The sequence below is a fragment of the Bacillus sp. Nf3 genome, assembly GCF_003028545.1.
Taxonomy (GTDB): Bacteria; Bacillota; Bacilli; order Bacillales; family Bacillaceae; genus Bacillus; species Bacillus safensis.
Genome location: NZ_PYUA01000006.1, coordinates 130,549 through 156,266 on the forward strand (window position 1 = coordinate 130,549; position 25,718 = coordinate 156,266).

Genomic DNA, 25,718 nt, shown 5'->3' on the forward strand with positions numbered 1-25,718 from the left:
AAAACACCTCAATTTTTGATTAGATCCTCTATATTTTACAGTGATTGGTCTTGATTTGTATAGTTTCTCATAGAAACCTAGCGAAATAGATAAGAAAAACGAGCTGTGATTTGTCGTTTAGGATACCCGATTTTATTAAAAAAATTTAAATTCTCTATTGAGGAAAAAGGTAAAATCATTTAAGGTACAGACCTAGCCTTGTATGATTCACAGTAAAAAGACAAATTTAAAATTCTTAAAAAATATGTGGCTAGATATCAGAAGATAATGCCCTACAACTAATTCTTAATTTACGGTTATGGCGGGGTAAGCCAATTAGAACGTGATCTTATCCGTATGCGACAGCATGAACCGAATAAACTTAAAAAAGCTTATAGGTCGGCTAAAGAAGTGCCGTGATGAAGTAAAGCTTAATCAAGAGGAACATATGATTTTAAATCAAATGTGTGTAGAGCTTCAATATATAGAAAGCTGCCGGAAAGGAATAGTTGTTCCGGACATTGTATAAATAAATCTCATATAAAGGAGGTATTATATGCCTAAAGTTGACAACCTGTTAGCCATTCTATGGATGCTTCGCTCAGATAAAAAAATAACTGCAAAACAAATTTCAGATAAGTTAGAGATGAATATAAGAACTGTTTATCGTTATATTGATACACTTTCAACGAGTGGTGTACCTATCATTTCAGAACCAGGTCATAACGGTGGATATAGTTTAATGAACAATTTTATAGAAGCTCCTCTATTTTTTGATTTTGAGGAGCAAATTTCACTATTTCACGCTGCTGTTTTTGCAGAAGAAGCGGGATATTATGGAGGTGAAGCGCTACAAAGAGCCATTTCAAAACTTAGTAAACACTCAAATCAAGAGCAAGAAACAAAGGTAAACCAACATATAACTAGTCTTGAAGTAATAAGTCGAACCAGTTCAATCTCTTTGGAACCTTCTTTGAAAAAGTTGGAAAAGGCAATAGCGGCCAAAAACACGGTGAAAATTCTTTACCATAAAAGTGGAGAAAAGCAATTACATCATAGATGTGTCGATCCATACAGAATGATCTATTGGAATAATAAGTGGTATGTGATTGGATTTTGTCATCTTAGAAATGATATGCGCAGTTTTAGAGTAGATCGAATTGAAAATCTAATGGTGACTGAAAATCAGTTTGACCAGCAAGAAAATTTTTCAGCACGTGACTTTTTTATAAATAGTCTCCTACCAACTTTAAAAGATAAGGAAGAGATTATTTCTTTGGTGATTCATGGGGATAAAAATGTATTGGCTGATATTTGCCAACATTGGTTTTTAGGACATTATTTACAAGAACGGAATTCACATCAAGCAGTTTTTCTTCTTCCAAAAGATATGATACATACATATGTACCTTATTTACTTTTACCTTACAATAAATCTATTAAAGTGGTTGAGCCAATTAGTCTTAAAAAAAGAATGATTGAAGTTTTGTCGGATTTAATCAAATTTCACCAAGTATGATAACTTCCCTGACGCTAACTGTCAGGGAAGTTATTTTATAATCGCTATATCAACTGTGATTGGAGCGTGATTGGATGCAAACACAAAAAGCTTATCTCTATGTATTTGATACGATGTCTGACTGGGAATATGGATATTTAATTGCTGAACTAAACTCAGGTAGATATTTCAAAAAAGATTTAGCACCTTTAAGAGTCATTACAGTAGGAGTTAATAAAGAAATAAAGACGACTATGGGAGGTTTGAGTATAAAACCAGATATTTCCCTTGAAGAATGTAACCTTGAGAACAAAGATCTTTTCATTTTACCAGGAGGTACGACTTGGGGTGAAGACATTCACCAACCTATCTTGGAAAGAGTTGGCCAAGCTTTAGAGCTGGGCACTATTGTTGCTGCAATTTGTGGTGCAACTGAGGGGCTCGCGAATAGGGGATACTTAAATACTAGAAGGCATACAAGTAATAACTTAGAATATACTAAAATGGTATGTCCTAACTATAAAGGAGAGAAGTTTTATGAGTTGGCACCTGCGGTATCTGATGCGAATTTAGTTACTGCATCTGGAATAGCCCCTTTAGAATTTGCAAGGGAAGTGCTGAAAAAAATAGAAGTATTTACACCAGATACCTTACATTCTTGGTATAACCTGAATAAGACACATCAATCTGAATATTTCTTCAGGTTGATGAATTCAATAAATAAATGAAGTAACTGAAAAAGCTCAATTTCTCTATTTTGATTAGTAGAGAAGTGGAGCTTTTTATTTTGGATTTGCCTTATCGTTTTCAATTTGCATGTTCCTGATGCTGGCCCGATTGTACTAAAAAGCCGAGCGCCTTAAGAAGAAGGCTTTGATCGAATTGAGACGACCGGTGTTTTTGTTTCTTTTGGCTTCGGTGTTTGTGTGGATTTTTTGATGCGCGTTTCCTTTGGCGTATAATAGGTTGCCCCAATATTGAGCCTGCCTTGAAGCTGGTCAATAGAAAGCTCCCCAAATTCTAAGTGGTAATCAATTTTGTCCACGTGCAGGGATTCGATATGGATGTGTGTATCCTCTGAGACAGGAGGAGCTGGTGCAGACATTTTTTGCTCAAGAGCGGCGAGTCTTTTTTCTAGCTCAATGACAGATGGGGATGGACTGGATTCAGTTTTTTTAAAGAGTGATTGAATGAAATGTTTCAAGTAGACCACAACCTTTTCTTCCGCCTTACTCTAGTCTATGGAAAAGCTGCCCAGTATATACTTATAGAGATGACAAGAAAGGGGAGAAGTGTATGCTGCCTACTCAGATTCACATTGCCCATATGAAAACGAATTCGATTGGCACAGGATCATCCATGACGTTCGGCTCGACGTTTGTTCGCAATCATTGCAGTACAATCAAACGAAACAATGGCTTTGGGGAACAGAATGCTGATGGCGTGATCACGATCCTGCCAATTGAAACAATTGATGATCGTGATCAAATAGACGCAGTGAGTATCAATATTCGTCATCTATGATGATAGCAGTCGCTTTTCCTTCATCCTTTTGCAGGCGGATGTAAAGTACACCGTCTTTAAAGGCAGCATTCATTTGACCAAGAATCATTTCTGGAAGGCGGATTTTCTTTTCAAACGGACCATACTTCCCTTGCTTTTGGCGAAAGTCCTGCTCGTTAAAAAAGGAAAAACGCTGTCCTTTCACAACCAAATATTCACCATATGATAACACCTGAACATCCTCCTTTCGGTAGCCAGGCAAATAAATTAAGTATTGAATTTCTGTAGGGGTTTCCACCATGTCGATTGGTGGAAACGACGCATCTGATCCCCGCTGATCCTGCTGTGTGAACGTAAATGGAGATGGACCGTTTGCCATAAAGGGGGATCTTTGCTCATCATCAAAGATCATTTTCCAAAAATCATCTCCATGCATTTGCTGGGCAATATCCATCCACTGTTTCATTTTTTCGAAGTCCATGTGAAGACCTCCCGTTAACATACTTGATGGGTGCTTGCATATACCTATAAAAAGGAGGTTTATCTGTGGTTCAACCAACTCCGTATATCAATATTAATATTTTCATGTTAAAAATTAATTCCTTTGAAAATGCGTCGGCGGTGAATGTCGGACAAAATTTGTTAGCAGAGTGGCAAAACTCAGATAAAAAAAATCAGGGTTACGGACAGAATTTTGGAGATGCCAGCGGTTTTGTCGGTACAAAAAGCCATGTAGATGATCGAGATCAAGTGGACTCACCTGCCTCTTTTTCACCAGCAGCTAAACCCATTCAAAGGAAGTGACGTGTGATGTTATTCTCACCTTCAGTCGTCAATGTCGGTGCTTTTAAAATCAATGCAATGGATCGGGGTGCATCACTGACGCTAGGACCTTATCAGCAGATTGATTATTTTCTCTCGATGAAATTAAATCAAGGTTTTGGTGAGGACAATGGAGATTGTTCACCGCTTGTCATTCCGATTTCAAGCGTGTTAGATCCAGATATGGTGGACTCAAATTCAGTCAAAAACAGCGTGGTTTAAGAAAAAAAAGAGACCGGGAATCCCCGAGTCTCTTTTCTAATTTGTTTCATTCAGATGGCTTTTTCGTCTTGCATAGGTGAAATAGACAACAACACCGATGGCGATCCAGATGAGGAAGGCTCTCCATGTCTCCCATTTCAGTGTGGAAGCCAATGTCATACAAATGATCGCACTGATAATTGGAAGCACAGGCACGAACGGTACTTTAAATGCTGCTTTAAGATTCGGATGTTTTTTCCGTAAAATGATGACCGCAATGGAAATCACCGTGAAGGCTGCCAGTGTACCGATGCTGACTAAATTCGCAAGCGTCGATAAATTCACAAAACCTACGATACATGCTGCGACTGCACCTGTCAGCCAAGTGTTGGCAACGGGCGTTTGTGATTTTGGATGAACCTTTGAGAAAATATTTGGCATAAGCCCATCGCGGCTCATCGCAAAGGTTAAGCGAACCTGTGCATATACCAAGGCAATGAGAACCGTTGTAATCCCAATAATAGCACCGGCTGATATGATACCCGCCACACTATTCAGGCCAACCACTTGAAGAGCAAATGCGACAGGATCACTGACATTCAGCTTCGTATAGTGAACCATGCCAGTTAAAACAAAGGAAACCCCAATGTATAAAATGGTACAAACACCGAGCGCTCCCATAATCCCGATCGGCATCGCCTTTTGCGGATTTTTGACCTCTTCAGATGCATTGGCGATTGCATCAAATCCAAGGTAAGCAAAAAAGACGGTGGCCGCGCCTGCAATCACGCCGTTAAAGCCCATTGGCATAAACGGTGTCCAGTTTTCAGGTTTGACGTAAGCAAAGCCTGAGATGATAAAGAGTAGGACGATGGCAATTTTGATCAGCACAATGATGTTATTCAGCTTTGTGCTTTCTTTGACGCCTCTTGAGACGATAAAGGTGATGAGCAAAATAATGAGTGCGCCTGGAAGATTAAAGACGGCCCCATCAGCGGCTCCAGGTGCAGCTGATAAAGCCTTCGGTATGTGAAGACCGAATCCGCTGAGCAGTGATTGAAAATAGGACGACCATCCACTGGCCACAGCAGAGAGGGCAATGACATATTCAAGCATGAGATCCCAGCCCATTAAAAAGGCGAGAAATTCCCCAAGTGTTGCGTAGGAATACGTATAGACGCTTCCTGACACAGGAATAGACGAGGAGAATTCAGCGTAGCAAAAAGCGGCAAGGGCACATGCGATCGCAGCTAAAATAAAAGATATAATAATCGCAGGTCCTGCATCATTTGCCGCAGCAACCCCCGTAATCACAAAGATTCCAGTCCCAACCACACAGCCAATGCCAAGCAAGATTAAATCAAACGTATTTAATGAACGACTGAGCCGCTTCGTTTGACTTTCAAGCATGAGCTGGTCGAGAGATTTTTTTCGAAATAAAGAACTCATGTGGACCTCCTAATGGATAAATCTTTTCGTAAGACGAATGTTAGTATATGCGTAAATAACAATTTAGTCAATTGGTTGAAAAACGCTTTAAATCACTAAAGTATTAAACGTCACAACCGAAGAAGTGTATAAAAAGAGACATCCGCCGGGAGATCGAAGGCGGATGTGGTGTCAGACAATCTATGTCTGTTCAGCAAATATTTTTTCATTGTACAGCACACTTGGATGAGTTGGATGATGGGCGGAGGAGGCACGGTGATGTATTTTGGCTTGTTCCAGGTTGCCGAGCTGATAATAACAGTAGCAAAGCTGAAGGTGAGGATACCACGTTTTATATTGTGTAAGTGTGAAGGCTGTTTCGTTTTCAGGAGCCTTCAGCGCCTGCTCATACCAAAAGATGGCTGCTTGATGTTTATTTTGTATTTTTAAATGATCCCCGATCCGGCAGCAAAATTCTGGCCGGGGCTGATCATATAAGAAGGAACGTAATAATGAGGATAAGGCTGCTTCCTCATAGCCTTCCGCATAATAGCAGTCCGCTAAATATTGGCATGTGCGAATTTCATCCTCAATCCAGCACTGTTTTGTGTTTAAAAATTCATGATAAAAACGAATCGCTTTGACACGCTGACCGTTGTCTCTTAATTCATTGGCAAAGTAAAAGAGATCACGGGGTGTCATATCTTCTCCTTTTGCCAGCATGTCTTCATAAATTCGCAAGTTGCGCCCAGGCTCACCAGCAGTTGTTTTCTTGCGTTTTTGATGTGTGACGGCGATATCTGCAGGAAGGATGTTTCCATACACTTGAAGAAACTCATGAACGGCCCCGTACCACTGAAAGTTCAAGGAACGCTTCACAAGGCGATTTCTTCTATATTTGAAATTGACTTGACCGTTTTCATCGAATCCTACATGATAAAACATCGAAACGGCATCCACCGAGGGATCAAGTGTCTGTTTGAGCTGAAGCAGTTTTTGGCGATCTTCTTCAAGGAGAACATCGTCAGCATCGAGCCATAAAATATACTCTTTCGCTGCATGTGAGAAAGCAAAGTTGCGTGCTTTTGCAAAATGCTGGACCCATTCAAAATCCAGCACTTTTGCTGAAAAGGAATGAGCGATTTCCTTCGTTTGATCTGTTGATCCTGTATCAACGATGATCATCTCATCGACAATGTCTTGAACAGACGAAAGGCAGTCCGCCAGCACCTCCTCTTCATTTTTCACAATCATACATAAGCTAATGGTTATCATCTTTAGATCACCTCTTCATAGTGTATCGAGCATCAAAAGGAAACATTCTTTTCTGCAGCGGGTTTTTTAAAACTAGTTTTCTGCTACTGGCTGATTTAAAATAAAGAAAGAATCTATGTAAGGGCTGATAAAATGAGTTTATTGAATGTTGAAGGATTATATAAAACCTATGGCGAGAAAACGCTGTTTGATCATATTTCTTTTCATATAGAACCAAAGGAACGCATCGGATTGATTGGACCAAATGGAACAGGGAAGTCAACGCTTCTAAAAGTCATTGCAGGACTTGAATCGTTTGAGGAAGGTGACATCACGAAAGCAGGGACACTTGATATCGAATTTCTCGAGCAAGATCCTGAAATGAGCGGGAATGAAACGATTCTTGACTATATTTTTTCGGGAACGGCACCAATGATTCAAACGATGAAGGCGTATGAAAAGGCACTCGCCGATTTAGAGCATGATCCGCAAAATGAGGCAAAACAAGAGGCACTGATGCGTATGCAAAATCGAATGGATCAAGAAGATGCTTGGGATGCGAACCTTTCAGCCAAAACGATTTTGACAAAGCTTGGCGTGAAAGATGTAAGCCGCTCTGTACATGCATTATCAGGCGGACAGAAAAAACGTGTCGCCATTGCTAAAAATTTAATTCAGCCTGCTGGTTTGTTGATTTTAGATGAGCCAACCAACCATCTTGATAATGCAACGATTGAATGGCTTGAAGGATACTTAAGCCAATATAGCGGTGCTGTCATCCTCGTGACGCACGATCGTTATTTCTTAAATCGGGTAGCCAATCGGATTTATGAGTTAAATCAAGGACAGCTTTATACGTATAAAGGAAATTATGAAGTCTTTTTAGAAAAAAGAGCGGAGCGGGAAGCAGAAGCTCAGGTGAAAGAAACGAAGCGTCAAAACTTGCTTAGACGAGAGCTTGCATGGCTCAGGCGAGGAGCAAAAGCAAGAACGACAAAGCAGAAAGCACGTATCGGCAGAGTTGAAGATCTGAAGGATCAAAAAGGGCCTGATGCGAAGGGAGAGCTTGATTTTGCCATCGGCTCTCACCGCCTGGGAAAACAAGTGATAGAGGCAGAAGACTTATCGATTTCATTTGCTGGCCAGACCCTTGTGGATCGGTTTACAGATTTAGTCGTGCCAGGCGATCGTATCGGATTTATCGGACCGAATGGAGTCGGTAAAACCACTCTGCTGAACTGTCTAGCAGGTAAGATTGAACCAACTTCAGGACAATTGACGATTGGACAAACCGTTCGTATTGGTTATTACACGCAGGATCACAAGGAAATGAATGATGAGCTGACCATCATTGAGTACATCAAGGAAACAGCTGAGATCGTCAAGACGTCTGATGGCGCCATTGTCACAGCAGAGCAGATGCTGGAGCGCTTCCTTTTCCCAAGATCGATGCAGCGGACGTATATTCGTAAGCTGTCAGGGGGAGAACGCCGCAGATTGTATTTATTGAAGGTCTTAATGGAAGAGCCGAATGTTCTCTTTTTAGATGAGCCGACGAACGACCTTGATACAGAAACCCTCAGTATTTTAGAGGATTATTTAGAGCAGTTCCCTGGCGTCGTCATCACCGTGTCCCATGATCGTTATTTCTTAGACCGAGTGGTTCACCGCCTGCTTGTCTTTGAAGGAAATGGGCGAATCTCACACTTCCAAGGTGCTTACAGCGATTATATGGAACAGGAAAAAGAGCAGAAGCGGACAGAGACAAAGCCTGCTGAAAAACAAGTAGAAGCTGCGCCTAAAAAGAGAAAAAAACTTTCTTATAAAGACCAGCTTGAATGGGACGGGATTGAAGACCGGATACAAGCATTAGAGGAAAAACATCAGCAGCTCGAAACCAGCATTGCAGAGGCAGGCAGTGATTTTGGGAAAATTCAAGAGCTGATGGACGAACAAAAAGCCGTTGCGGAAGAACTAGAACAAGCAATGGACCGCTGGACAGAACTATCTCTTATGATTGAGGAAATGAATGAATAAAGATGTGGAAATAAAAACCTGTAGAGCGATCTACAGGTTTTTTTGATAGGAGCATTTGGCATACGCATCATGCTGATGGATGGATTCCTCATTACGACACTCGACTTGAAAGCCTTTAATCCATGGCTGCTCATATAATTCAATGGCAATTAACCTTGTGATATCTTCTACAAAGCGCGGATTTTCATAAGCCTCTTCTGTCACTTTCTTTTCATCAGGTCTTTTGAGCACGGGATAAAGCGGTGCGCTCGCATTGGACTCAATGATATGTAAAAGAACGGCCTTGATGTCGTCAGGGAGCGCTGCTTGTTCAAACAACTCTACTTGAATGGAAACAGACCCGCGCTGATTATGGGCACCATATTCACTGATTTCTTTGGAACAGGGACATAATGTTGTGACCTGTGCATCGCAGCCCACATGACAGGTCCATCCGTCCTTTTCATGAAAATGGACGTCATATTTGACAGTCGCATGCATCAAGCCTGACTGCCCGGTGACTGGACTTTGTTTTTCCATGTACCATGGAAAGGAAACTTGAATGGAAGCAGAGGATTGATTCATTTTCCGGGCGAGCGCGACCGTCAAATCTTTTAGGGTATTCACATCAAGCGGCTTGCTGCTTTCATAAAACGAGTGCAGCTGTTCAGTGAGACGGCTCATATGAATGCCTTTTTGATGGGCTGGCAGGGATGTACTCAGTGAGAATTCAGCAGTGGTTGTTTGGCGCTGTGGTGCTGTTTTAGATACGATATGTATGGGATAGGACATGCGACAGATCCCGACTTGTTGAAGGTGAAAATAAAAGTCCTGCTCTGTTTTTTGAATGTCAGACATGTCCTCTTTTTGCCAAGGCTTTGTGCCAAGACTTGGCGGTACTGATCCAAATAGCTGGTGCCGTTCTACTTTAGGTGGAAATGAGCGCATATAGTACCTCCTATAAATCGTAATTATTACTATTTATTTTGCGACAACATACGGAATAAATCAAGCGTTAAAACTTTGACGTTTACGTTAAGGTTATAAAGGTGTATAATAAAACATGAATTGATGAGCAGGAGGCACTGGCGATGGAATGGATGAAAATTGATCAAGTGGCGAAAAGAAGCGGACTGACAAAACGGACGATTCGTTTCTATGAAGAGATTGGTTTATTATCAGCACCAAAGCGGACTGAGGGCGGTGTCAGACTTTACTCAGAGGACGATATGGAAGAGCTAGAGAAAGTGATGCAGGCAAAAGAGGTACTCGGCTTTTCTTTACAGGAGCTTCAATCGTTTATGGAAATCGGAAAGCAGCTAGAGTTGAATAAAGAAGGCTACTTGCTGTCGCTTGATCCGAAGGAGCGATTAGAGAAGCTTTTAGATATTGATGCGCAGCTGACTGTGCAGCATCAATTGATAACAAAAAAGCTTGAAACGATTCAATCCTTTAAAAAGGATCTTGAAGCGATGAAAGAAAGAGCGGCTCATGCAATTGAGCAATTACAAAAATAAACACCTCTGCGTGTTTATTTTATTTTGTCAACATTTGAAGGAAAGGTTCTGATGGAATGAAGGAAGAAGAAGTGTTGAAACAGCGTACAAGTCTGCTTAGGCAGCCAAAAGCCGTTTGGGCTGTTGCCTTTGCGTGTGTGATTTCGTTTATGGGAATAGGACTCGTCGACCCGATCCTGCCAGCCATTGCATCGCAATTACACGCATCTCCAAGCCAGGTCTCTCTTTTATTTACAAGCTACTTACTTGTGACCGGCTTTGTGATGTTCTTTACCGGCTTTATTTCTAGTCGGATTGGTGCGAAATGGACGTTATTAGTTGGACTCATTTTTATTATTGTTTTTTCTGCTTTAGGTGGTACTTCTTCAACGATTAATGAATTAATTGGCTTTAGAGGCGGATGGGGCATTGGGAATGCTTTATTTATTTCAACTGCACTCTCTGTCATTGTTGGTGTATCTGTTGGAGGAAGTGCGAAGGCTATTATTTTATACGAGGCAGCACTAGGTCTTGGGATATCGGTTGGACCGCTGCTTGGCGGTGAGCTTGGCACAATTTCTTGGCGCGGGCCTTTCTTTGGTGTTGCCGTGTTAATGCTTATTGCTCTTTTAGCGATTACCTTTATGCTTCCACCTATGCAAAAGCCGCAGAAAAAAGTGAAATTATTTGAGGCTGTCGGGGCGTTAAAATATAAAGGGCTTTTAACGATGGCATCTGCCGCTTTCTTATACAATTTCGGTTTCTTTGTGCTTTTAGCGTATTCGCCATTTGTGCTCCATCTTGATGAGCATGGACTTGGATATGTCTTTTTTGGATGGGGGCTATTCTTGGCTGTGACCTCTGTCTTCTCAGCGCCAGTCATTCATCGTAAACTTGGGACATTGACCTCGCTTGTCGTTCTGTTTGCTTCGTTTGCTGTGATTTTATTCGGTATTGGGGTATGGACGTCTCATGCTGTGGTCGTGATCTGCGGAATTGTCATTGCTGGGGGAATTCTCGGTATGATCAATACAGTGCTCACGACAGCTGTGATGGGGTCAGCACCGGTTGAACGTTCAATTGCTTCATCCTCTTACAGTGCTGTACGATTTATTGGGGGCGCGATTGCTCCTTGGATTGCCGGAGTTCTCGCTGAATCCTATACAGCAAGTACACCTTATTATGTCGGGGCTGCTGTGGTTCTCTTAGGGATGATCATCCTGCTCCTTGGACGTAAACATTTGGTGAATATCCAAGCAGGTCATTAATTAGAAAAAGCCTTATATCTTTTGAAGATATGAGGCTTTTTTGTCGTTATAATACTTTTGTCGTCCAAGATTCGCAATTCCAAGTTTCGGTTGCCACATCTTGATAAAATTCAGGTTCGTGAGAAATCAATAAGACGCTGCCTTTATATTCTTTTAACGCGCGTTTTAGTTCTTCTTTTGCATCGACATCTAAGTGGTTTGTCGGCTCATCGAGAACAAGTAAGTTGGTTTCTTCGTTGATCAGCTTGCAAAGACGAACCTTTGCTTTTTCTCCTCCACTTAAAACAGATACACGGCTTTCAATATGTTTTGTCGTTAATCCGCATTTTGCAAGAGCGGCTCTGACTTCATATTGCGTGTAAGAAGGGAAGGTGCTCCATACTTCTTCAATACAAGTATTGCTGTTCTGCTCTTTTACTTCTTGCTCAAAGTAGCCAATATGCAAGAATTCTCCACGTTCCACCTCACCAGAAATAGGTGTGATTTCCCCAAGAAGACTTCGGAGCAGCGTCGTTTTACCGATACCGTTAGCACCGTACAACGCAATTTTTTGCCCGCGTTCCATTTTCAAATTCAATGGGCGGGAGAGTGGTTCATCATAACCGATGACCAAATCTTTCGTTTCAAAAATCAGTTTCCCAGAAGTACGTGCCGGTTTAAAATGGAATTCAGGTTTTGGCTTTTCTGCTGCGAGTTCAATCATATCCATCTTATCCAGTTTCTTTTGGCGGGACATCGCCATATTTCTTGTGCTGACACGTGCTTTGTTTCTTGCGACAAAATCCTTTAGTTCAGCCACTTCCTGCTGCTGTCTTTTATAGGCTGCTTCGAGCTGCTGCTTTTTGACTTCGTACACTTGTTTAAATTGGTCGTAGTCGCCAACATAGCGCGTGAGCTCTTGATTTTCAACATGATAAATCAAGTTGATGACACTGTTTAAAAACGGAATATCATGTGAAATGAGGATGAACGCATTTTCATATTCCTGTAAATAACGCTTCAGCCACTCAATATGCTGCTCATCCAAATAGTTGGTCGGCTCATCGAGAAGAAGAATTTCTGGCTTCTCTAACAGCAATTTCGCTAGCAGCACCTTCGTACGCTGACCGCCGCTGAGCTCCGTCACATCACGGTCCAACCCGAGATCTGTTAAGCCAAGACCTCTTGCAATCTCCTCGACCTTAGAATCAATGATATAGAAATCATTGTTTGTCAGTGCATCCTGAATGACGCCCACTTCCTCTAACAGCTTTTCCAGCTCATCAGGATCGGCTTCACCCATTTTGCCATAAATGTCATTCATCGCGGCTTCCATTGAAAATAAATAATGGAATGCATCCTGAAGGACTTCACGGATCGTTCTTCCCTTTTCTAGCACGGTATGCTGATCAAGATAGCCGACACGGACATTTTTCGCCCATTCGACTTTTCCTGCATCTGGCTCCAGCTTGCCAGTAATAATATTCATAAACGTTGACTTTCCTTCACCGTTGGCGCCGATTAACCCGACATGCTCGCCTTTTAATAAACGGAAGGACACTTCGTGGAAAATGGCTCTGTCGCCAAAGCCATGACTTAAATCTTTAACAGATAATATCATTTTTTACACCTCAAATAGATTCAAAACGGCTAGTGCCTCTCATGATTATATCGAACTGTTCGGCTCGATAAAAGCATCAAAAGAAAAATTGCGTTTCAAAGCTGATTTTGAGATACTAAAGGATAGATTGAATGAGGATAAAGGAGATCGACATGACGGAAAATTGGGCATTTTTGAAAGAAGCAAAGCCATTTATTCAAGAGAACTTTCAAGCGGCTGGCTTCGAAAAACCAACAGCTATACAAGAAAAAACAGCAGAGTGGATTACGGAGAAGCGTGATGTGATCGCAGAATCACCAACTGGAACGGGGAAGACACTTGCGTATGTTCTGCCGCTTTTAAATAAAATTGATGTCAATATTAAGCATCCGCAAGTCTTAATCTTGGCACCTTCAAGAGAGCTTGTGATGCAAATCTTTGATGTCGTGCAAGAGTTCAAACAAGGATCAGACATCAAAGCGGTCTCCTTGATTGGTGGAGCGAACATCAAGAAGCAGCAAGAAAAGCTAAAGAAACACCCGAACGTCGTTGTGGCGACACCTGGCCGAGTACAAGAATTAATCAAAATCAAGAAACTGAAAATGCATGAAGTCAAAACGATCGTATTAGACGAAGCAGATCAGCTTCTTGTGCCAGAGCATATGAAAACGATCCAAGCGATCATTAAGTCCACATTAAAAGAAAGACAAATCCTTTGTTTTTCTGCCACGTTGAAAGAAGAAACCGTTCAGCTGATCAAAGAAATGACATCTGAACCAGAAGTATTGAAAATTGCTAGAAGCGAGGAAGAAGCGCAGAAAGTGGGTCACTATTATCTGTTATGTGATCAGCGTGACAAAGTGAAACTACTGCAAAAGCTATCACGGCTTGAGGACATGCAGGCGCTCGTTTTTGTGCGTGACATTACGAACTTAAGCATTTATGCAGAGAAATTAGCGTATCACCATGTCGACCTTGGTGTCCTTCATAGTGAAGCAAAAAAAGCTGAGCGTGCTGTAATATTAAAATCATTTGAACAGCGTGAATTCCCGCTCCTCCTTGCAACAGATATTGCAGCAAGAGGAATCGATATTGATGACCTGCCATATGTCATTCATGCAGATATGCCAAATGAAGAGGGCTACATCCACCGTTCAGGCAGAACCGGACGTGCTGGAAAAGAAGGCGCAGTCATCAGTCTTGTCACACCTCAAGAGCAATCAATGCTGAAAAAAATGGCGAAAAAGCTGAATCTTTCGCTTGAAGAAATTGTGTATAAGCAAGGCCAGCTGCAGCTTGCGCCTAAGCAGGCATAAGAAAAGGACCCTTCCACATGGAGGGTCCTTTTTTGTTATGAAATTTTGACAAGCTGTTTTCCGACATTTTCCCCTTTGAATAATCCAAGGAATGCATCAGGAATGTTATCAAAGCCTTCAATGATTGTTTCTTTATATGTGAGTTTGTCTTCTTTTACCCATTGTGCGAGATCCTTCGCGGCCTCTCCAAAACGATCTGAATAGTTGGCAACGATGAAGCCTTGCATCAATGCGCTTGTTTTGATGAGTTTTGTTTGCACACGCGGTCCGATATCTTCGCTCGCACTAATATTATAAGAAGAAATGGCACCGCATACTGGAATGCGTGCAAAACGGTTCAAATGATTCATCACCGCATCTGAAATCTCGCCGCCTACATTGTCAAAGTACACATCAACGCCGTTAGGACAGGCTTTTGCAATCGCATCATCTAAATCACTCGTTGTTTTATAATTAATCGTTTCATCAAAGCCTAATTCTTTTAAATAATCGAGTTTATCATCAGATCCGGCAATTCCCACGACGTGTGCGCCTTTGATCTTAGCGATTTGTCCCACAACGGAACCAACGGCACCTGCGGCTCCAGAAATGACAACCGTCTCGCCTTCTTTTGGCTGGCCAATCGCAAGCAGGCCAAAGTAAGCGGTTTGCCCTGGCATCCCCAAGATGCCTAAATAATAGGACAATGGCGCAATGGACGGATCAATTTTAGTCAGAGATTCAGCTTTGGCAGTGGAGTATTCTTGCCAGCCAAGGAAACCAAGGACAAAATCACCCTTTTCAAATTGTGGCGATTTCGACTCAACGACTTCTCCGACGACACCGCCCTGAATCACTTCATTTAGCTTGAACGGAGGTGTATAGGATTTTGTATCCTGCATTCGTCCTCTCATATAAGGATCTACAGAAACATATTTCGTTTGAATCAAAACCTCTCCATCTTGCGGTACAGGTATATCGACTGTTTCAAAATGAAAAACATCTTTTGTAGGTAATCCTTTTGGACGTTTGGCTAATTGAATTTGCTTTTGTTGACTCATGTCAAATCCTCCCTTTCACTTACAGCCTAGATTTACATTAACATGATGCTTCTTTTCGTTCAAAACATACGGTCTTTTCAAAACACACACAAAAAAGCAGCCGCCATCTCATTGGAGGGGACTACTTTTTCTGAAAAGATACAGAGAGGAGCGGCGGGAGACAGCCAAACAGCTGATACACATCCGCATCACGTTCTTTTAACAAATATTCGTTTGCATTTTGCATGGAGGCTTTCATCATATCGCGCGTCACAAAAGGAAAAAGGATATTCAAATATGAGGACAACAGGTCTTGTGGATCTTGTTCAATTGACTCGATATCTCCAATGTTAATAATGATGGAAAAGAGATAATCAATGGAGATGCGAAAGTGCTGTTCGGCAAACAATGTAAGCGGCTTTGTATTTGCTTCTTCAGGATTCCACTTTTGAAAAAGCTGTTTCACCAAATCACTGACAACCCAAGCATTAAACTGCTGCTCCGCTGAAAAGTAATACATCAGCTCTCCCTCATTTCTAGCCTCCAGTATAAGAATTGTACAACAAATCCACAGGAATGAACACGATATTTCAGAAAATTTAGTCATTTTAACAGGCTTTTTGTCAAAAATAAGTCGATAGGCATGGTATGTTCATTAAGCAAATTGGATGTGCTCTTGTAAGGTTTAATGTCAAAAGTGACGGGTAAAAGATTCGTAAGACGTTAAAGGAGGAATATAAAATGAAACCTGTTGTAAGAGAGTATTCAAATGATGAAACACTTCAAAGAGATGTAGAGCAATTAAAATCAATCGGTGTTGCAAGAGAGGACATTTATGTTCTATCCCATGACGATGATCGAACAGAGCGTATTGCAAATAATGCAGATGCCAATACGATAGGCTCAAGAGAAGTTGGACTTAAACATGCGGTCGGGAACATCTTTAGTAAAAAGGGAGATGAGCTCCGCAATAAAATTCATGAAATTGGTTTCACCAAAGAAGAAGCTGAGACATTTGAAGAACATTTAGATGAAGGGAAAGTGCTTCTCTTTGTCACAGATCATGAAAAAGTGAAAAACTGGGCGTAAACGCCAACTGAAAAAGCCTCTTACTTTTGTAAGGGGCTTTTTTTCATGCCTCCATGTCTGAAGGAGAGACATATATCTTTTTTACGATAAAAAACAAATACGGAAGTATGGAATAAATAGTAAACTCTCTAATTGAAAATGCCGCTATACCAAAGAAAAACATGGGGAATCAGAAAAAATAGTCGAAATATCACAAAAAATCATTCGGGAAATAATTATTGTATCTTTCTATTTTGATTTAAAATTAAATAAAAAACTTGTGTAATTTAGTAGATAAATTTCTTAGTTCTATTGGTTTAAATTGTATTTTTGTGTAGAAATGATTGTTTTAAGGTCAAAAAACCACGAAAAATACCTGTATTTTCAATTAGAAAATTCATTTTAATGTTTAGGAAATAATTTGTTGACAAAATAAACTAAAAACAATATATTTGGCTTATTCCAGTCATTATGGAATTAGTTGTTAAATTTCTGACGAGTTTATTCGGAGCATAACTTAGTGAAAGGGGGTGGCAGAAACCAAGGCCTAAGCGCCTTTAAGTTACAAAAGTGTCTACTAAAACAAAAAAAGAATCATTTACTTGAAAAAAAATGATAGTCATTCTAAACAGTAGATTGGTTTTTCTACTATGAACACTTTGCAAGAGATAGTCAAAAGGCGTTAAGTCCTTATACAAAAGAGAAAGCGGTTTCAATAAAGGATGTGAGTTGATCGAACGGTGAAGGAGGTGAACTCATATGAAAAAAAGAGAGAACAAGCTGAGGCGAGGCGGCCTTCAAACGGCTGCATATGAGGAGGATGAATGCTGAAAAAGAAGAGTGAACATGTGGGATGCTGCTCTCCTTTTTCAGACAAACAGATTTTCCTAAAAAATCCATCTCTCATTCTAACATAAGGTTTTTGGCTTGAAAACCACCTTTGCCCGAAAAGACGATTGTGAATTGAAGGAGGTTTCATGATGAAAAAGGCTTTGTACCATGAAGACAGTGGATTGTATTTAGAAAAGATGCGCATGGCATTCCAAGAGCATTATGAGCAAAGAACAGATATGTGGTCCACTGATCCATCCTTAACAGACGCAGCAGTGATGTCATTAAAGGCATGGCGTTCAAGGGAAAAGAATGCACTTGCTTCTGTACTGGATATCGGGTGCGGCAACGGCCGTGCACTTGAACATTTAAGCGGGCTTTCCGCATATGTCGGTATCGATCTGTATGAGCATGAGGAGTGGGAAGGGTTACAGAAAAGAGAAACAGTTCCTGTCCACTTTGTTCATCAAGATTTTATGTCATGGTCCATGGATCAGGGACGCGGGATGCAGTTTGATTTAATTTTAGATCATGGCTGCTTTCATCATCAACATCCTGATGACCATGAACGTTATTTAAAACAGGTCTCTTCTTTACTTCATGAAGGCGGTGTCTTTTCACTTGTTGTCTGGGGAGAACAGTGGAAAACAGGATTAATCGGAGAAGATGGTCGTTTTCATTTTTCATTTTCAGATTCTCAGCTTGGCGAAAAAATTTGTACATCAGGTCTGGAGCTTGTATCCATATCACCGTTACAAGCGAAGGCCGGAATAAGCCAGCATCATGTCATTGCCGTCAAAATCTAGTACAAAGGTGAGTGATTCAAAGCTAGCAGAGGTGTTCAAGTTAAGAACGAGCGTCTGCCAATCAAGGGTGTTTGCTGCTCTGACAGAAAAGCATATGAACCAAGATTTCTGCTCCTTTGTACTGGAAATGGACAAGGTCTAAAGCGATGAGAGACACTGCACATTCATTTCCTTCTGCGGGAGCACACAGGCAGAGGGAGTGCATACACATATTCATCACTCCATCACTGCGCTATGGGAGTCGATTTGGGTGCAGTGATGAATAGGGGGGAGACAAATGAACAAGTTTGTAGATGAATTACAATCAATGATTCATCATTTTACCTTTCAAGAAAAACACTATTTGCTCGTGGGGCCTGTGAATTTGCCAATTTCCATTCAACATGAAGAAGTGCCATTTAAGTGGTATGCCTTCGCACGTGTTGAACGGGATACAAAACCAACGATCGAATCGATTGTCCAAATGAGTACCGCGCAGCAAACCTTTTCCTCTTGTCTCTTATTTGGCGACTTTGAAAATGAACGGCCGCCGCTTGTGCGAATCCATAGTGTCTGCCAAACAGGTGATGTGTTTGGGTCACTGAAATGTGACTGTGGTCCACAGCTTGCATTATCGCTGAAGAAAATCACCGATTACGGAAAAGGCATGCTGGTGTATATGGCCAATCAAGAAGGGCGGTCTATTGGGCTGATGGCAAAAGCATTGACGTATAAATTACAGGAAATGCAGCTGGATACTTTTGAAGCCAACCGTCTGATCGGCTGCGGAGATGATGATCGGCATTACGAGGAAGCAGCAGCAGTTCTGCACTATTTAAACAAAGGGAAACCATTGCATTTACTAACGAACAATCCAGATAAAGTCGATTCTATTGCAGCTTACGGTCTTCCTGTTTTGCGGTTTGATCATACGGTCGAAGCCTCTCTCTACAATGAAGCCTATTTAAAGGCAAAAGCAGCCTCAGGGCATATGGTCGATGAGAAGAAATTAATTAATCAATAGACGAGTTTATTGAAAGAAGGCGGGAGAAAAGCGTGAAACCTGATATCAATTGGATTCAAATTCCAAGCGGCTATGCAACGATTGGAAGTAATGAAGAAGATATGAAAAAGGCATCAGAATACTGGAAGGACAAGCTGCTCAATCCAACCTACGGCCGTGAGAAAAAATTTCAAAAATGGCTGTACAAAGAATTTCCATCCTATCAGCCGTATATCAACGAATTTTTTATCTCAGATACGGTCGTCAGCAATGAACTGTATCAAAGCTATTGTGATGAAACAGGCCAGACATACCCGGAGAGTTTAACGAATGAAGAGCTTGGCGGGGGAAAAGATCATCCAGCTTGGGGCATGGACATTGAGGAAGCCTTCTCGTTCTGTCAGTGGCTGAGCGGGAAACTGGGGATGGATGTGTCGATTCCTACGGAAGAAGAATGGGAGTATGCTGCCCGGGGAAACACGAGAAATCAATATCCATGGGGAGATGAGTTTGATCCTTCTTACTGCAATACGCACGAATCAAATATTGAAAAAACGACGCCTGTCCGTCATTACGAAAAGGGCAGATCCTTATTTGGTCTTTATGATATGGGGGGCAACGTCGAGGAATGGGTCAACACCAAATATCATGTATATGAAGGCGGCATCGAGGTCGTCGATGATTTAACGGAAACACTCGGAAGTGACTACTACATTTTAAAAGGCGGCTCCTTCGCAAGAGGTGGAGATTTATGCAGAGTCGCAAGAAGACACGGGAAGCACCCAGATCCCGTTTTTCGATTTACTGGTTTTCGTTTAGTGACTCGTCAAAAACAACATATAAAGGTGGGAGTGTAAAACTATGCATAGAGGACCAATTACATCTGTTTTATCAACTCAGCACGACCAAATCGTTTATACTGGCGGCTATGACCGCTGTATTTATCAGTGGAACCGGGCGACGGGAGAAGGAACGTTTATTGGCAGTCACGAGCATATCATTAACTCAATATCTCTTTCTGAAAACGGAAAGTATTTAGCGAGTGCATCGTCAGACTATACCATTCAGTTATATGATACAGGCACAAATACCCGAATTCGCACGTTGTTTGGTCATGCGGATGATGTAGAAGCCGTCGCTTTTGCGAAGCAGGATACTTTGCTTGTATCCGTGTCCAGAGATAGAAGATGCTTAGTGTGGGATATCGAAACGGGTGCTATTTTAAGAGAATTCCATGGTCATAGCAAAGATGTATTAGCTGTATGGATACATGGTGATAAAGCTTACACAACAGGTGATGATGGATACGTCCTTGTATGGCTGTATGAGACCGGAGAAATTGTAGGGGAAATCGGCCCGTTTGATTATGAGCTGGATACAATCAGCGGCAGCAATCAAAAAGAAGTATTCGCACTTGGCAGAGATGATGGCACCGTTATTATTTACGATGCAGCGACTTTACAGGAGAAGAAAATCATCAAAGCCCATTTACAGGGCGTCAAGCGCGTGAATTTTTCTCCAAGCGGCAATTACTTGCTGACAGCAGGCTACGACCATTTAATTAAGCTGTGGAATTATGAAACAGGTGATTTAGTCGATACGCTGCTGCCTCATAAATATCAGTGGGAGCGCTCGCTTGTCTGGACAGAGGATGAGAAGTCAATACTAGGAGCCAGCTTTGGAAAAACATATTGTGAATGGTCGATTGAAAAGGGCAAAGTCATATCAGATGAGATCGAAATGGCGACACCATCTATCAATGATATTGCGCTGACTGATGCAGGTGATATTATTACCGCATCAGATGATGGAAAATTCAGAAAAAACGGAATTGAAATTGCCAAATCGACGGGTGTTTTAACAAATGGAGTAGCTGTTGCACGGGATGGAAGCTATTATGCGTGGGGAGACCATGCAAGTCAGGTGCATATTGTTCATGAATCATTACAGCAAATGGTTTCGTTTGATCTCAACACAGGTCCGGTCAACAGCGTGTATTTCCACGAGGAGGATCGTCAATTTTATATTGGAACTTACGGCGGTTATGTACATGTCATTTCAACAGAACACTTAAAGGAAATCGGCCGTTCCAAAGCACACGATTGTGCGGTCAAAGCATTAAAGGTAGAAGGAGATCATATCATCACAGCAGCAGTTGAAGGAACCATCTGTCTTTTAGATAAAAAGAGTTTGTCCTTAAAAGCGGAATACATCGGTGCGACAGAGCTGTTAAATGATGTCTTTATTGATAGTAAACGAGACCGTATCGCCATTGTCAGCCGTGACAAGAATGTGAGATTGTTTGATTTGCATACAGGAAGAATTTTAGACCAGCATAACGAACACCAGTATTCGATTAAATCGGTCACAGTCACAGACTCTGGCTATATTGTAAGCGGTGATTATTGGGGCTATATCGTAGTGTGGAATCCAGAGCTGAATGTCAACACCGGCCCAATTAGAATTGCCCAAAATGGGATTAGTGCCATCAGACAATTAGGCAATGATGTATACGCAAGCTCATACGACGGCGGGATTTATCACGTTCGAGAAGATGGGACGCATACCGAAGTACTACGCTTATTCGAACAATTTCCGAAAGAAGTAATCTCTCATTAAGAAAAAGAATGTAAGCGGGGGATTCTCATGATAAGTGTTTGCAAGGAACATATGAAAAAAGGTCTGTCTGTACTCAATTGTCCGCATGTGCTCCTCATTAATAAATATGAATGTCGCAAATGCTGTTTTTGTAAACAACGAGCATCTTATAAACTTTTTTATTCCTTGCCTTACTATGATCGATCTGAAAAGAAACGGATGGAAAAAATATAGCACATGAGAATAGAACTCCTTCATTCCCTGAAGGAGTTCTTTCCCTTGAAAGAGAGGAAAGGAGACTTACATGAAAGACGATGTTTTTTATATGAAGCTAGCGATTGCCAACGCAAAGGCCATGAAAGGACAAACCTCACCAAATCCGCTTGTCGGGGCAGTAGTAGTCAAAAAAGGTGAGATCGTCGGAATTGGTGCTCACATGAAGGCGGGCGAACCGCATGCTGAAATTCATGCGCTGCAAATGGCAGGAGATAAGGCGAAGGGAGCTCATATGTATGTGACGCTCGAACCTTGTTCGCATCATGGAAAAACAGGGCCTTGCTCAGAAGCCATAATAAAGAGCGGGGTGAAACGTGTGGTCATTGCCACTCATGACCCAAATCCGCTTGTAGCAGGTAAAGGGGTCACGATGTTGAAACAAGCAGGGATAGAAGTAGAAGAAGGGATATGTAAACGGGAAGCGGACAGCTTAAATCTTCCTTTTTTTCATTCCATACAATCAGATCTTCCATATGTCATATTAAAAACAGCCATTTCGTTAGACGGGAAAATTGCAACAGCTCATCAAGAAAGCAAATGGATTACGGGAACAGAAGCGAGGAATGAAGTGCAGCAATTACGTCAAGAAGCAGATGCTGTGATAACAGGCGTCGAAACCATTATTCAAGATGATGCAGGCCTTATTGTGAAAGATCCAATCGTGACACAGCCCATTCGTGTCATTTTAGATTCCACATTAAGGATTCCGCTTCATGCGAAATGTTTAAATGATCATATGGCAGAAACCATTATTTGTACTTCAAACAAGTACGATCAAAAAAAATATCATCAACTGATGCAAAAAGGAATTCAAGTATTTGTCACAGGCGGAGAAATTCGGACAGATCTTCATGCGGTGTTACGTATGTTGAAAAAGCGTTCTGTGATGTCGGTACTTGTGGAGGCGGGAGGAAGTGTGAGTGCATCCTTTTTAGAAGCATCACTTGTGAACGAAGTCATTATTTATATGGCACCATTATTAATTGGAGGGAAAGATGCACCTACTTTCTTTGAAGGAGAAGGTACGAAAACATTAAAAGAAGCCATCCGTCCAAAAGATATGGATTATAGTATGGTAGGAAAAGATTTAAAAATGACGATGAGACTTTAATGAAAAAAAGATCTTGTACATGAAGTGCAAGGTCTTTTGATTAATAAAAAAATAAAAGTGTACATACACCTTTCTAAATCATGATGAATACGATGGATGGGGGTGATTCCATGAAAAGATGTAGGCAATGTGGTAAGACATATCCAACTCATTCGACAGACCACTACCAAAAAGGAAGCTGGTATGATGCGTATAAGGATGATGGCTGGGAATGTGATAGTTGTAAAAAAGGGAAATCAGAAAAGCAAAGGAAACCAGTGAAAAATCCTTGCTGCGGAAAAGATCCTTGTGTTTGTGTGATTCAAGGTCCGCCAGGCGGGAGAGGAAGAAGAGGCCCAGCCGGTCCGGCGGGTGCAGTAGGTCCAGCGGGTCCGGCAGGCCCGGCAGGTCCAATCGGTCCAACAGGCGTAGGTTTAACAGGCATCTTGGCATTTGATCCAGCAGTAGCACCCACCTACCCAGTAGGGCAAGTGGTGACATACGATGGCAGTACGTATGTGGTCAATTCAGCACCGCCATTAGGGACGCCTGATACATCACCGGACTATACGCTTTTAGCTGCTGCAGGAGCAACAGGTACAGGACCAACAGGTGTCACGGGAGATCCAGGTCCGACAGGGGCAACCGGCGCTACTGGTGTAGGTTTAACAGGAGTTGTTCCGTTTGATGCGGCAGCGGCACCAGGGTATCCAGTAGGTCAAGTGGTGACATATGACGGTGGAACGTACCTTGTGAACACAGCATCGCCAACAGGTACACCCGATACTTCCCCAGATTATACGCTTTTAGCTGCTGCAGGAGCGACAGGAGTTACGGGCGCCACTGGCACAGGAGCAACCGGTGCAACAGGTGAAACGGGAGCGACTGGCGTCACAGGAGCAACGGGGGAAATTGGTCCAACCGGCGCCACTGGCACAGGAGCAACCGGTGCAACAGGTGAAACGGGAGCGACTGGCGTCACAGGAGCAACGGGGGAAATTGGTCCAACCGGCGCCACTGGCACAGGAGCAACCGGTGCAACAGGTGAAACAGGAGCAACCGGCGTCACAGGACCAACAGGTTTAACTGGGGTAACTGGTGAAACAGGGGCAACAGGAGTGACCGGAGCGACTGGAGTCGGTTTATCTGGAGTCGCAGCGTTTGATCCAGCAGTAGCGCCAACTTATCCAGTAGGTCAAGTGGTGACATATGAAGGAGGAACCTACCTTGTTAACACGGCGCCACCAACAGGCACACCAGATACGTCACCAGATTATACGTTATTGGCCGCTGCAGGAGCGACTGGCGTTACAGGAACAACCGGTACAGGAGTCACGGGTTCCACCGGCGCAACAGGAGTGACAGGACCAACGGGGGAAGTTGGCCCAACCGGAGCTACAGGCGTCACAGGAGCAACAGGAGAAATTGGCCCAACCGGAGCAACTGGTGTTACGGGAACGACAGGGGAAATTGGCCCAACCGGAGCTACTGGTACAGGAGCCACCGGTGAAACAGGGGCAACAGGGGTCACAGGAGCGACAGGAGAAACTGGTGCAACCGGCGTCACAGGACCAACTGGTGCAACTGGGGTAACTGGTGATACAGGGGCAACAGGAGTGACGGGAGCGACTGGAGTTGGTTTATCCGGAGTCGCAGCGTTTGATCCAGCAGTAGCGCCAACCTATCCAGTAGGTCAAGTGGTGACATATGAAGGCGGAACATATCTGGTCAATACAGCGCCTCCAACAGGTACACCGGATACTTCTCCAGACTATACGTTATTAGCAGCCGCAGGTGTTACCGGAGCCACCGGAGTAACCGGTGCAACTGGGGTAACCGGTGATACTGGAGTCACAGGAGTAACCGGAGCGACCGGAGCCACTGGGGTAACGGGTGAAACAGGAGCAACGGGAGTCACGGGTACAGGAACTACCGGAGCCACAGGAGATACAGGAGCCACCGGCGTCACAGGTGTTACTGGAGCCACCGGTGCAACAGGAGATACGGGAGCAACAGGAGTAACAGGAGCCACGGGAGTAACCGGTGTAGGATTAACTGGCATTTTGGCGTTTGACCCAGCAACAGCCCCAACCTATCCAGTAGGTCAAGTGGTGACATATGAAGGTGGAACCTATGTTGTGAATACAGCACCACCAACAGGTACACCAGATACGTCACCAGACTATACGTTATTGGCCGCCGCAGGAGTAACCGGAGCAACCGGCGTCACCGGAATCACTGGGGTAACAGGTGATACAGGAGCAACGGGAGCAACAGGAGTAACCGGAGCCACTGGGGTAACGGGTGATACAGGAGCAACGGGAGTCACGGGTACAGGAGTGACCGGTGCCACCGGCGTCACCGGAGCGACCGGAGCCACTGGCGCTACAGGAGTAACCGGAGCCACTGGGGTAACGGGTGATACAGGAGCAACGGGAGTCACGGGTACAGGAGTAACAGGAGCGACCGGAGCCACTGGCGCCACAGGTTTAACAGGTGCAACTGGGGTAACCGGAGCAACAGGAGCAACGGGAGTAACCGGAGCCACTGGTGTAACGGGTGATACAGGAGCAACGGGAGTCACGGGTACAGGAGCGACCGGAGCCACCGGCGTCACAGGAGCAACAGGAGCGACCGGAGCCACCGGAGTCACAGGAGTAACAGGAGCGACCGGAGCCACTGGCGCCA

The 25,718-nt window shown here is 42.9% G+C and carries 24 protein-coding genes; 16 read left to right on the forward strand and 8 right to left on the reverse strand.

Going from position 1 to position 25,718, the window contains the following annotated elements; all coding sequences use genetic code 11:
• The first annotated feature begins 535 nt into the window (after positions 1-535).
• Together C9414_RS15985 and C9414_RS15990 are read left to right on the forward strand one after the other, a co-directional pair.
• Entirely contained in the window at positions 536-1,498 is a 963-nt protein-coding gene (locus C9414_RS15985) for a helix-turn-helix transcriptional regulator (protein ID WP_107164034.1), read from the forward strand.
• 74 nt (positions 1,499-1,572) lie between these two features.
• Positions 1,573-2,205, forward strand: coding sequence for a type 1 glutamine amidotransferase family protein (locus C9414_RS15990; protein WP_107164035.1), 633 nt, complete (start codon positions 1,573-1,575; stop codon positions 2,203-2,205).
• A 131-nt stretch (positions 2,206-2,336) separates the two neighbouring features.
• Here the strand turns inward: C9414_RS15990 and C9414_RS15995 are convergent, their stop codons facing one another.
• Positions 2,337-2,681 (reverse strand): hypothetical protein, encoded by a 345-nt coding sequence (locus C9414_RS15995; RefSeq protein ID WP_107164042.1) that lies wholly within the window; start codon positions 2,679-2,681, stop codon positions 2,337-2,339.
• Between the two features lie 92 nt (positions 2,682-2,773).
• On the opposite strand from C9414_RS15995, the gene C9414_RS16000 reads away from it, so the two are divergent.
• Positions 2,774-3,001 (forward strand): hypothetical protein, encoded by a 228-nt coding sequence (locus C9414_RS16000; protein WP_039177063.1) that lies wholly within the window; start codon positions 2,774-2,776, stop codon positions 2,999-3,001.
• Here C9414_RS16000 and C9414_RS16005 read toward each other — a convergent pair.
• Positions 2,982-3,461, reverse strand: coding sequence for an Hsp20/alpha crystallin family protein (locus tag C9414_RS16005; RefSeq protein ID WP_039177065.1), 480 nt, complete (start codon positions 3,459-3,461; stop codon positions 2,982-2,984). The two genes, C9414_RS16000 and C9414_RS16005, sit on opposite strands and share 20 nt — an antisense overlap.
• Before the next feature lie 65 nt (positions 3,462-3,526).
• Between C9414_RS16005 and C9414_RS16010 the strand changes: the two genes are divergently transcribed.
• A complete protein-coding gene (locus C9414_RS16010) occupies positions 3,527-3,784 on the forward strand; it encodes a hypothetical protein (RefSeq protein ID WP_003213975.1) in 258 nt (85 codons plus the stop codon).
• A gap of 6 nt (positions 3,785-3,790) precedes the next feature.
• Positions 3,791-4,024 (forward strand): hypothetical protein, encoded by a 234-nt coding sequence (locus C9414_RS16015; RefSeq protein ID WP_024424583.1) that lies wholly within the window; start codon positions 3,791-3,793, stop codon positions 4,022-4,024.
• A 36-nt stretch (positions 4,025-4,060) separates the two neighbouring features.
• Here the strand turns inward: C9414_RS16015 and bcaP are convergent, their stop codons facing one another.
• Entirely contained in the window at positions 4,061-5,452 is a 1,392-nt protein-coding gene (bcaP, locus tag C9414_RS16020) for a branched-chain amino acid transporter BcaP (protein ID WP_107164036.1), read from the reverse strand.
• Positions 5,453-5,632: 180 nt separating this feature from the next.
• Positions 5,633-6,706 carry a tetratricopeptide repeat-containing glycosyltransferase family 2 protein gene (locus C9414_RS16025; protein WP_039177071.1) on the reverse strand — a complete coding sequence of 358 codons (1,074 nt, stop codon included), beginning with the start codon at positions 6,704-6,706 and terminating at the stop codon, positions 5,633-5,635.
• 132 nt (positions 6,707-6,838) lie between these two features.
• On the opposite strand from C9414_RS16025, the gene C9414_RS16030 reads away from it, so the two are divergent.
• Positions 6,839-8,722 (forward strand): ABC-F family ATP-binding cassette domain-containing protein, encoded by a 1,884-nt coding sequence (locus C9414_RS16030; protein WP_107164037.1) that lies wholly within the window; start codon positions 6,839-6,841, stop codon positions 8,720-8,722.
• A gap of 30 nt (positions 8,723-8,752) precedes the next feature.
• Here the strand turns inward: C9414_RS16030 and folE2 are convergent, their stop codons facing one another.
• Positions 8,753-9,649: a GTP cyclohydrolase FolE2 gene (gene folE2, locus C9414_RS16035; RefSeq protein ID WP_107164038.1), complete on the reverse strand. Its 897-nt coding sequence runs from the start codon at positions 9,647-9,649 to the stop codon at positions 8,753-8,755.
• 143 nt (positions 9,650-9,792) lie between these two features.
• Here folE2 and C9414_RS16040 point away from each other — a divergent pair, with 143 nt between their 5' ends.
• Both C9414_RS16040 and C9414_RS16045 read left to right on the forward strand, forming a co-directional pair.
• Entirely contained in the window at positions 9,793-10,218 is a 426-nt protein-coding gene (locus tag C9414_RS16040) for a MerR family transcriptional regulator (protein ID WP_039177074.1), read from the forward strand.
• Between the two features lie 56 nt (positions 10,219-10,274).
• Complete coding sequence (locus C9414_RS16045) at positions 10,275-11,465, forward strand: MFS transporter (protein ID WP_039177075.1); 1,191 nt, start codon at positions 10,275-10,277, stop codon at positions 11,463-11,465.
• A gap of 46 nt (positions 11,466-11,511) precedes the next feature.
• Here C9414_RS16045 and C9414_RS16050 read toward each other — a convergent pair whose 3' ends face one another.
• A complete protein-coding gene (locus C9414_RS16050) occupies positions 11,512-13,065 on the reverse strand; it encodes an ABC-F family ATP-binding cassette domain-containing protein (RefSeq protein WP_024426645.1) in 1,554 nt (517 codons plus the stop codon).
• Between the two features lie 152 nt (positions 13,066-13,217).
• On the opposite strand from C9414_RS16050, the gene C9414_RS16055 reads away from it, so the two are divergent.
• Positions 13,218-14,360 (forward strand): DEAD/DEAH box helicase, encoded by a 1,143-nt coding sequence (locus C9414_RS16055; protein WP_059376779.1) that lies wholly within the window; start codon positions 13,218-13,220, stop codon positions 14,358-14,360.
• A gap of 35 nt (positions 14,361-14,395) precedes the next feature.
• Here C9414_RS16055 and C9414_RS16060 read toward each other — a convergent pair whose 3' ends face one another.
• Together C9414_RS16060 and C9414_RS16065 are read right to left on the reverse strand one after the other, a co-directional pair.
• Positions 14,396-15,400 carry an NADP-dependent oxidoreductase gene (locus tag C9414_RS16060; protein WP_107164039.1) on the reverse strand — a complete coding sequence of 335 codons (1,005 nt, stop codon included), beginning with the start codon at positions 15,398-15,400 and terminating at the stop codon, positions 14,396-14,398.
• A gap of 121 nt (positions 15,401-15,521) precedes the next feature.
• Positions 15,522-15,899, reverse strand: a complete 378-nt coding sequence (locus C9414_RS16065) for a YfmB family protein (RefSeq protein ID WP_039177083.1) — start codon at positions 15,897-15,899, stop codon at positions 15,522-15,524.
• Positions 15,900-16,120: 221 nt separating this feature from the next.
• Between C9414_RS16065 and C9414_RS16070 the strand changes: the two genes are divergently transcribed.
• From C9414_RS16070 to C9414_RS20065, 7 genes are all read left to right on the forward strand, one after another.
• Positions 16,121-16,468 carry a YflT domain-containing protein gene (locus C9414_RS16070; protein ID WP_039177084.1) on the forward strand — a complete coding sequence of 116 codons (348 nt, stop codon included), beginning with the start codon at positions 16,121-16,123 and terminating at the stop codon, positions 16,466-16,468.
• A 959-nt stretch (positions 16,469-17,427) separates the two neighbouring features.
• Complete coding sequence (locus C9414_RS16075; protein ID WP_024424594.1) at positions 17,428-18,084, forward strand: class I SAM-dependent methyltransferase; 657 nt, start codon at positions 17,428-17,430, stop codon at positions 18,082-18,084.
• Between the two features lie 277 nt (positions 18,085-18,361).
• Positions 18,362-19,087 (forward strand): GTP cyclohydrolase II, encoded by a 726-nt coding sequence (locus tag C9414_RS16080; RefSeq protein ID WP_039177087.1) that lies wholly within the window; start codon positions 18,362-18,364, stop codon positions 19,085-19,087.
• A 32-nt stretch (positions 19,088-19,119) separates the two neighbouring features.
• On the forward strand, positions 19,120-19,923 hold the full coding sequence (locus tag C9414_RS16085; protein ID WP_039177089.1) for a formylglycine-generating enzyme family protein: 804 nt from the start codon (positions 19,120-19,122) through the stop codon (positions 19,921-19,923).
• A gap of 4 nt (positions 19,924-19,927) precedes the next feature.
• Positions 19,928-21,685: a WD40 repeat domain-containing protein gene (locus C9414_RS16090; RefSeq protein ID WP_047204201.1), complete on the forward strand. Its 1,758-nt coding sequence runs from the start codon at positions 19,928-19,930 to the stop codon at positions 21,683-21,685.
• A 283-nt stretch (positions 21,686-21,968) separates the two neighbouring features.
• Positions 21,969-23,051, forward strand: a complete 1,083-nt coding sequence (gene ribD, locus C9414_RS16100) for a bifunctional diaminohydroxyphosphoribosylaminopyrimidine deaminase/5-amino-6-(5-phosphoribosylamino)uracil reductase RibD (protein ID WP_107164040.1) — start codon at positions 21,969-21,971, stop codon at positions 23,049-23,051.
• A 110-nt stretch (positions 23,052-23,161) separates the two neighbouring features.
• Positions 23,162-25,718, forward strand: a 2,557-nt coding sequence (locus tag C9414_RS20065) for a beta strand repeat-containing protein (RefSeq protein ID WP_368731616.1), incomplete at its 3' end; no start/stop codon positions are given.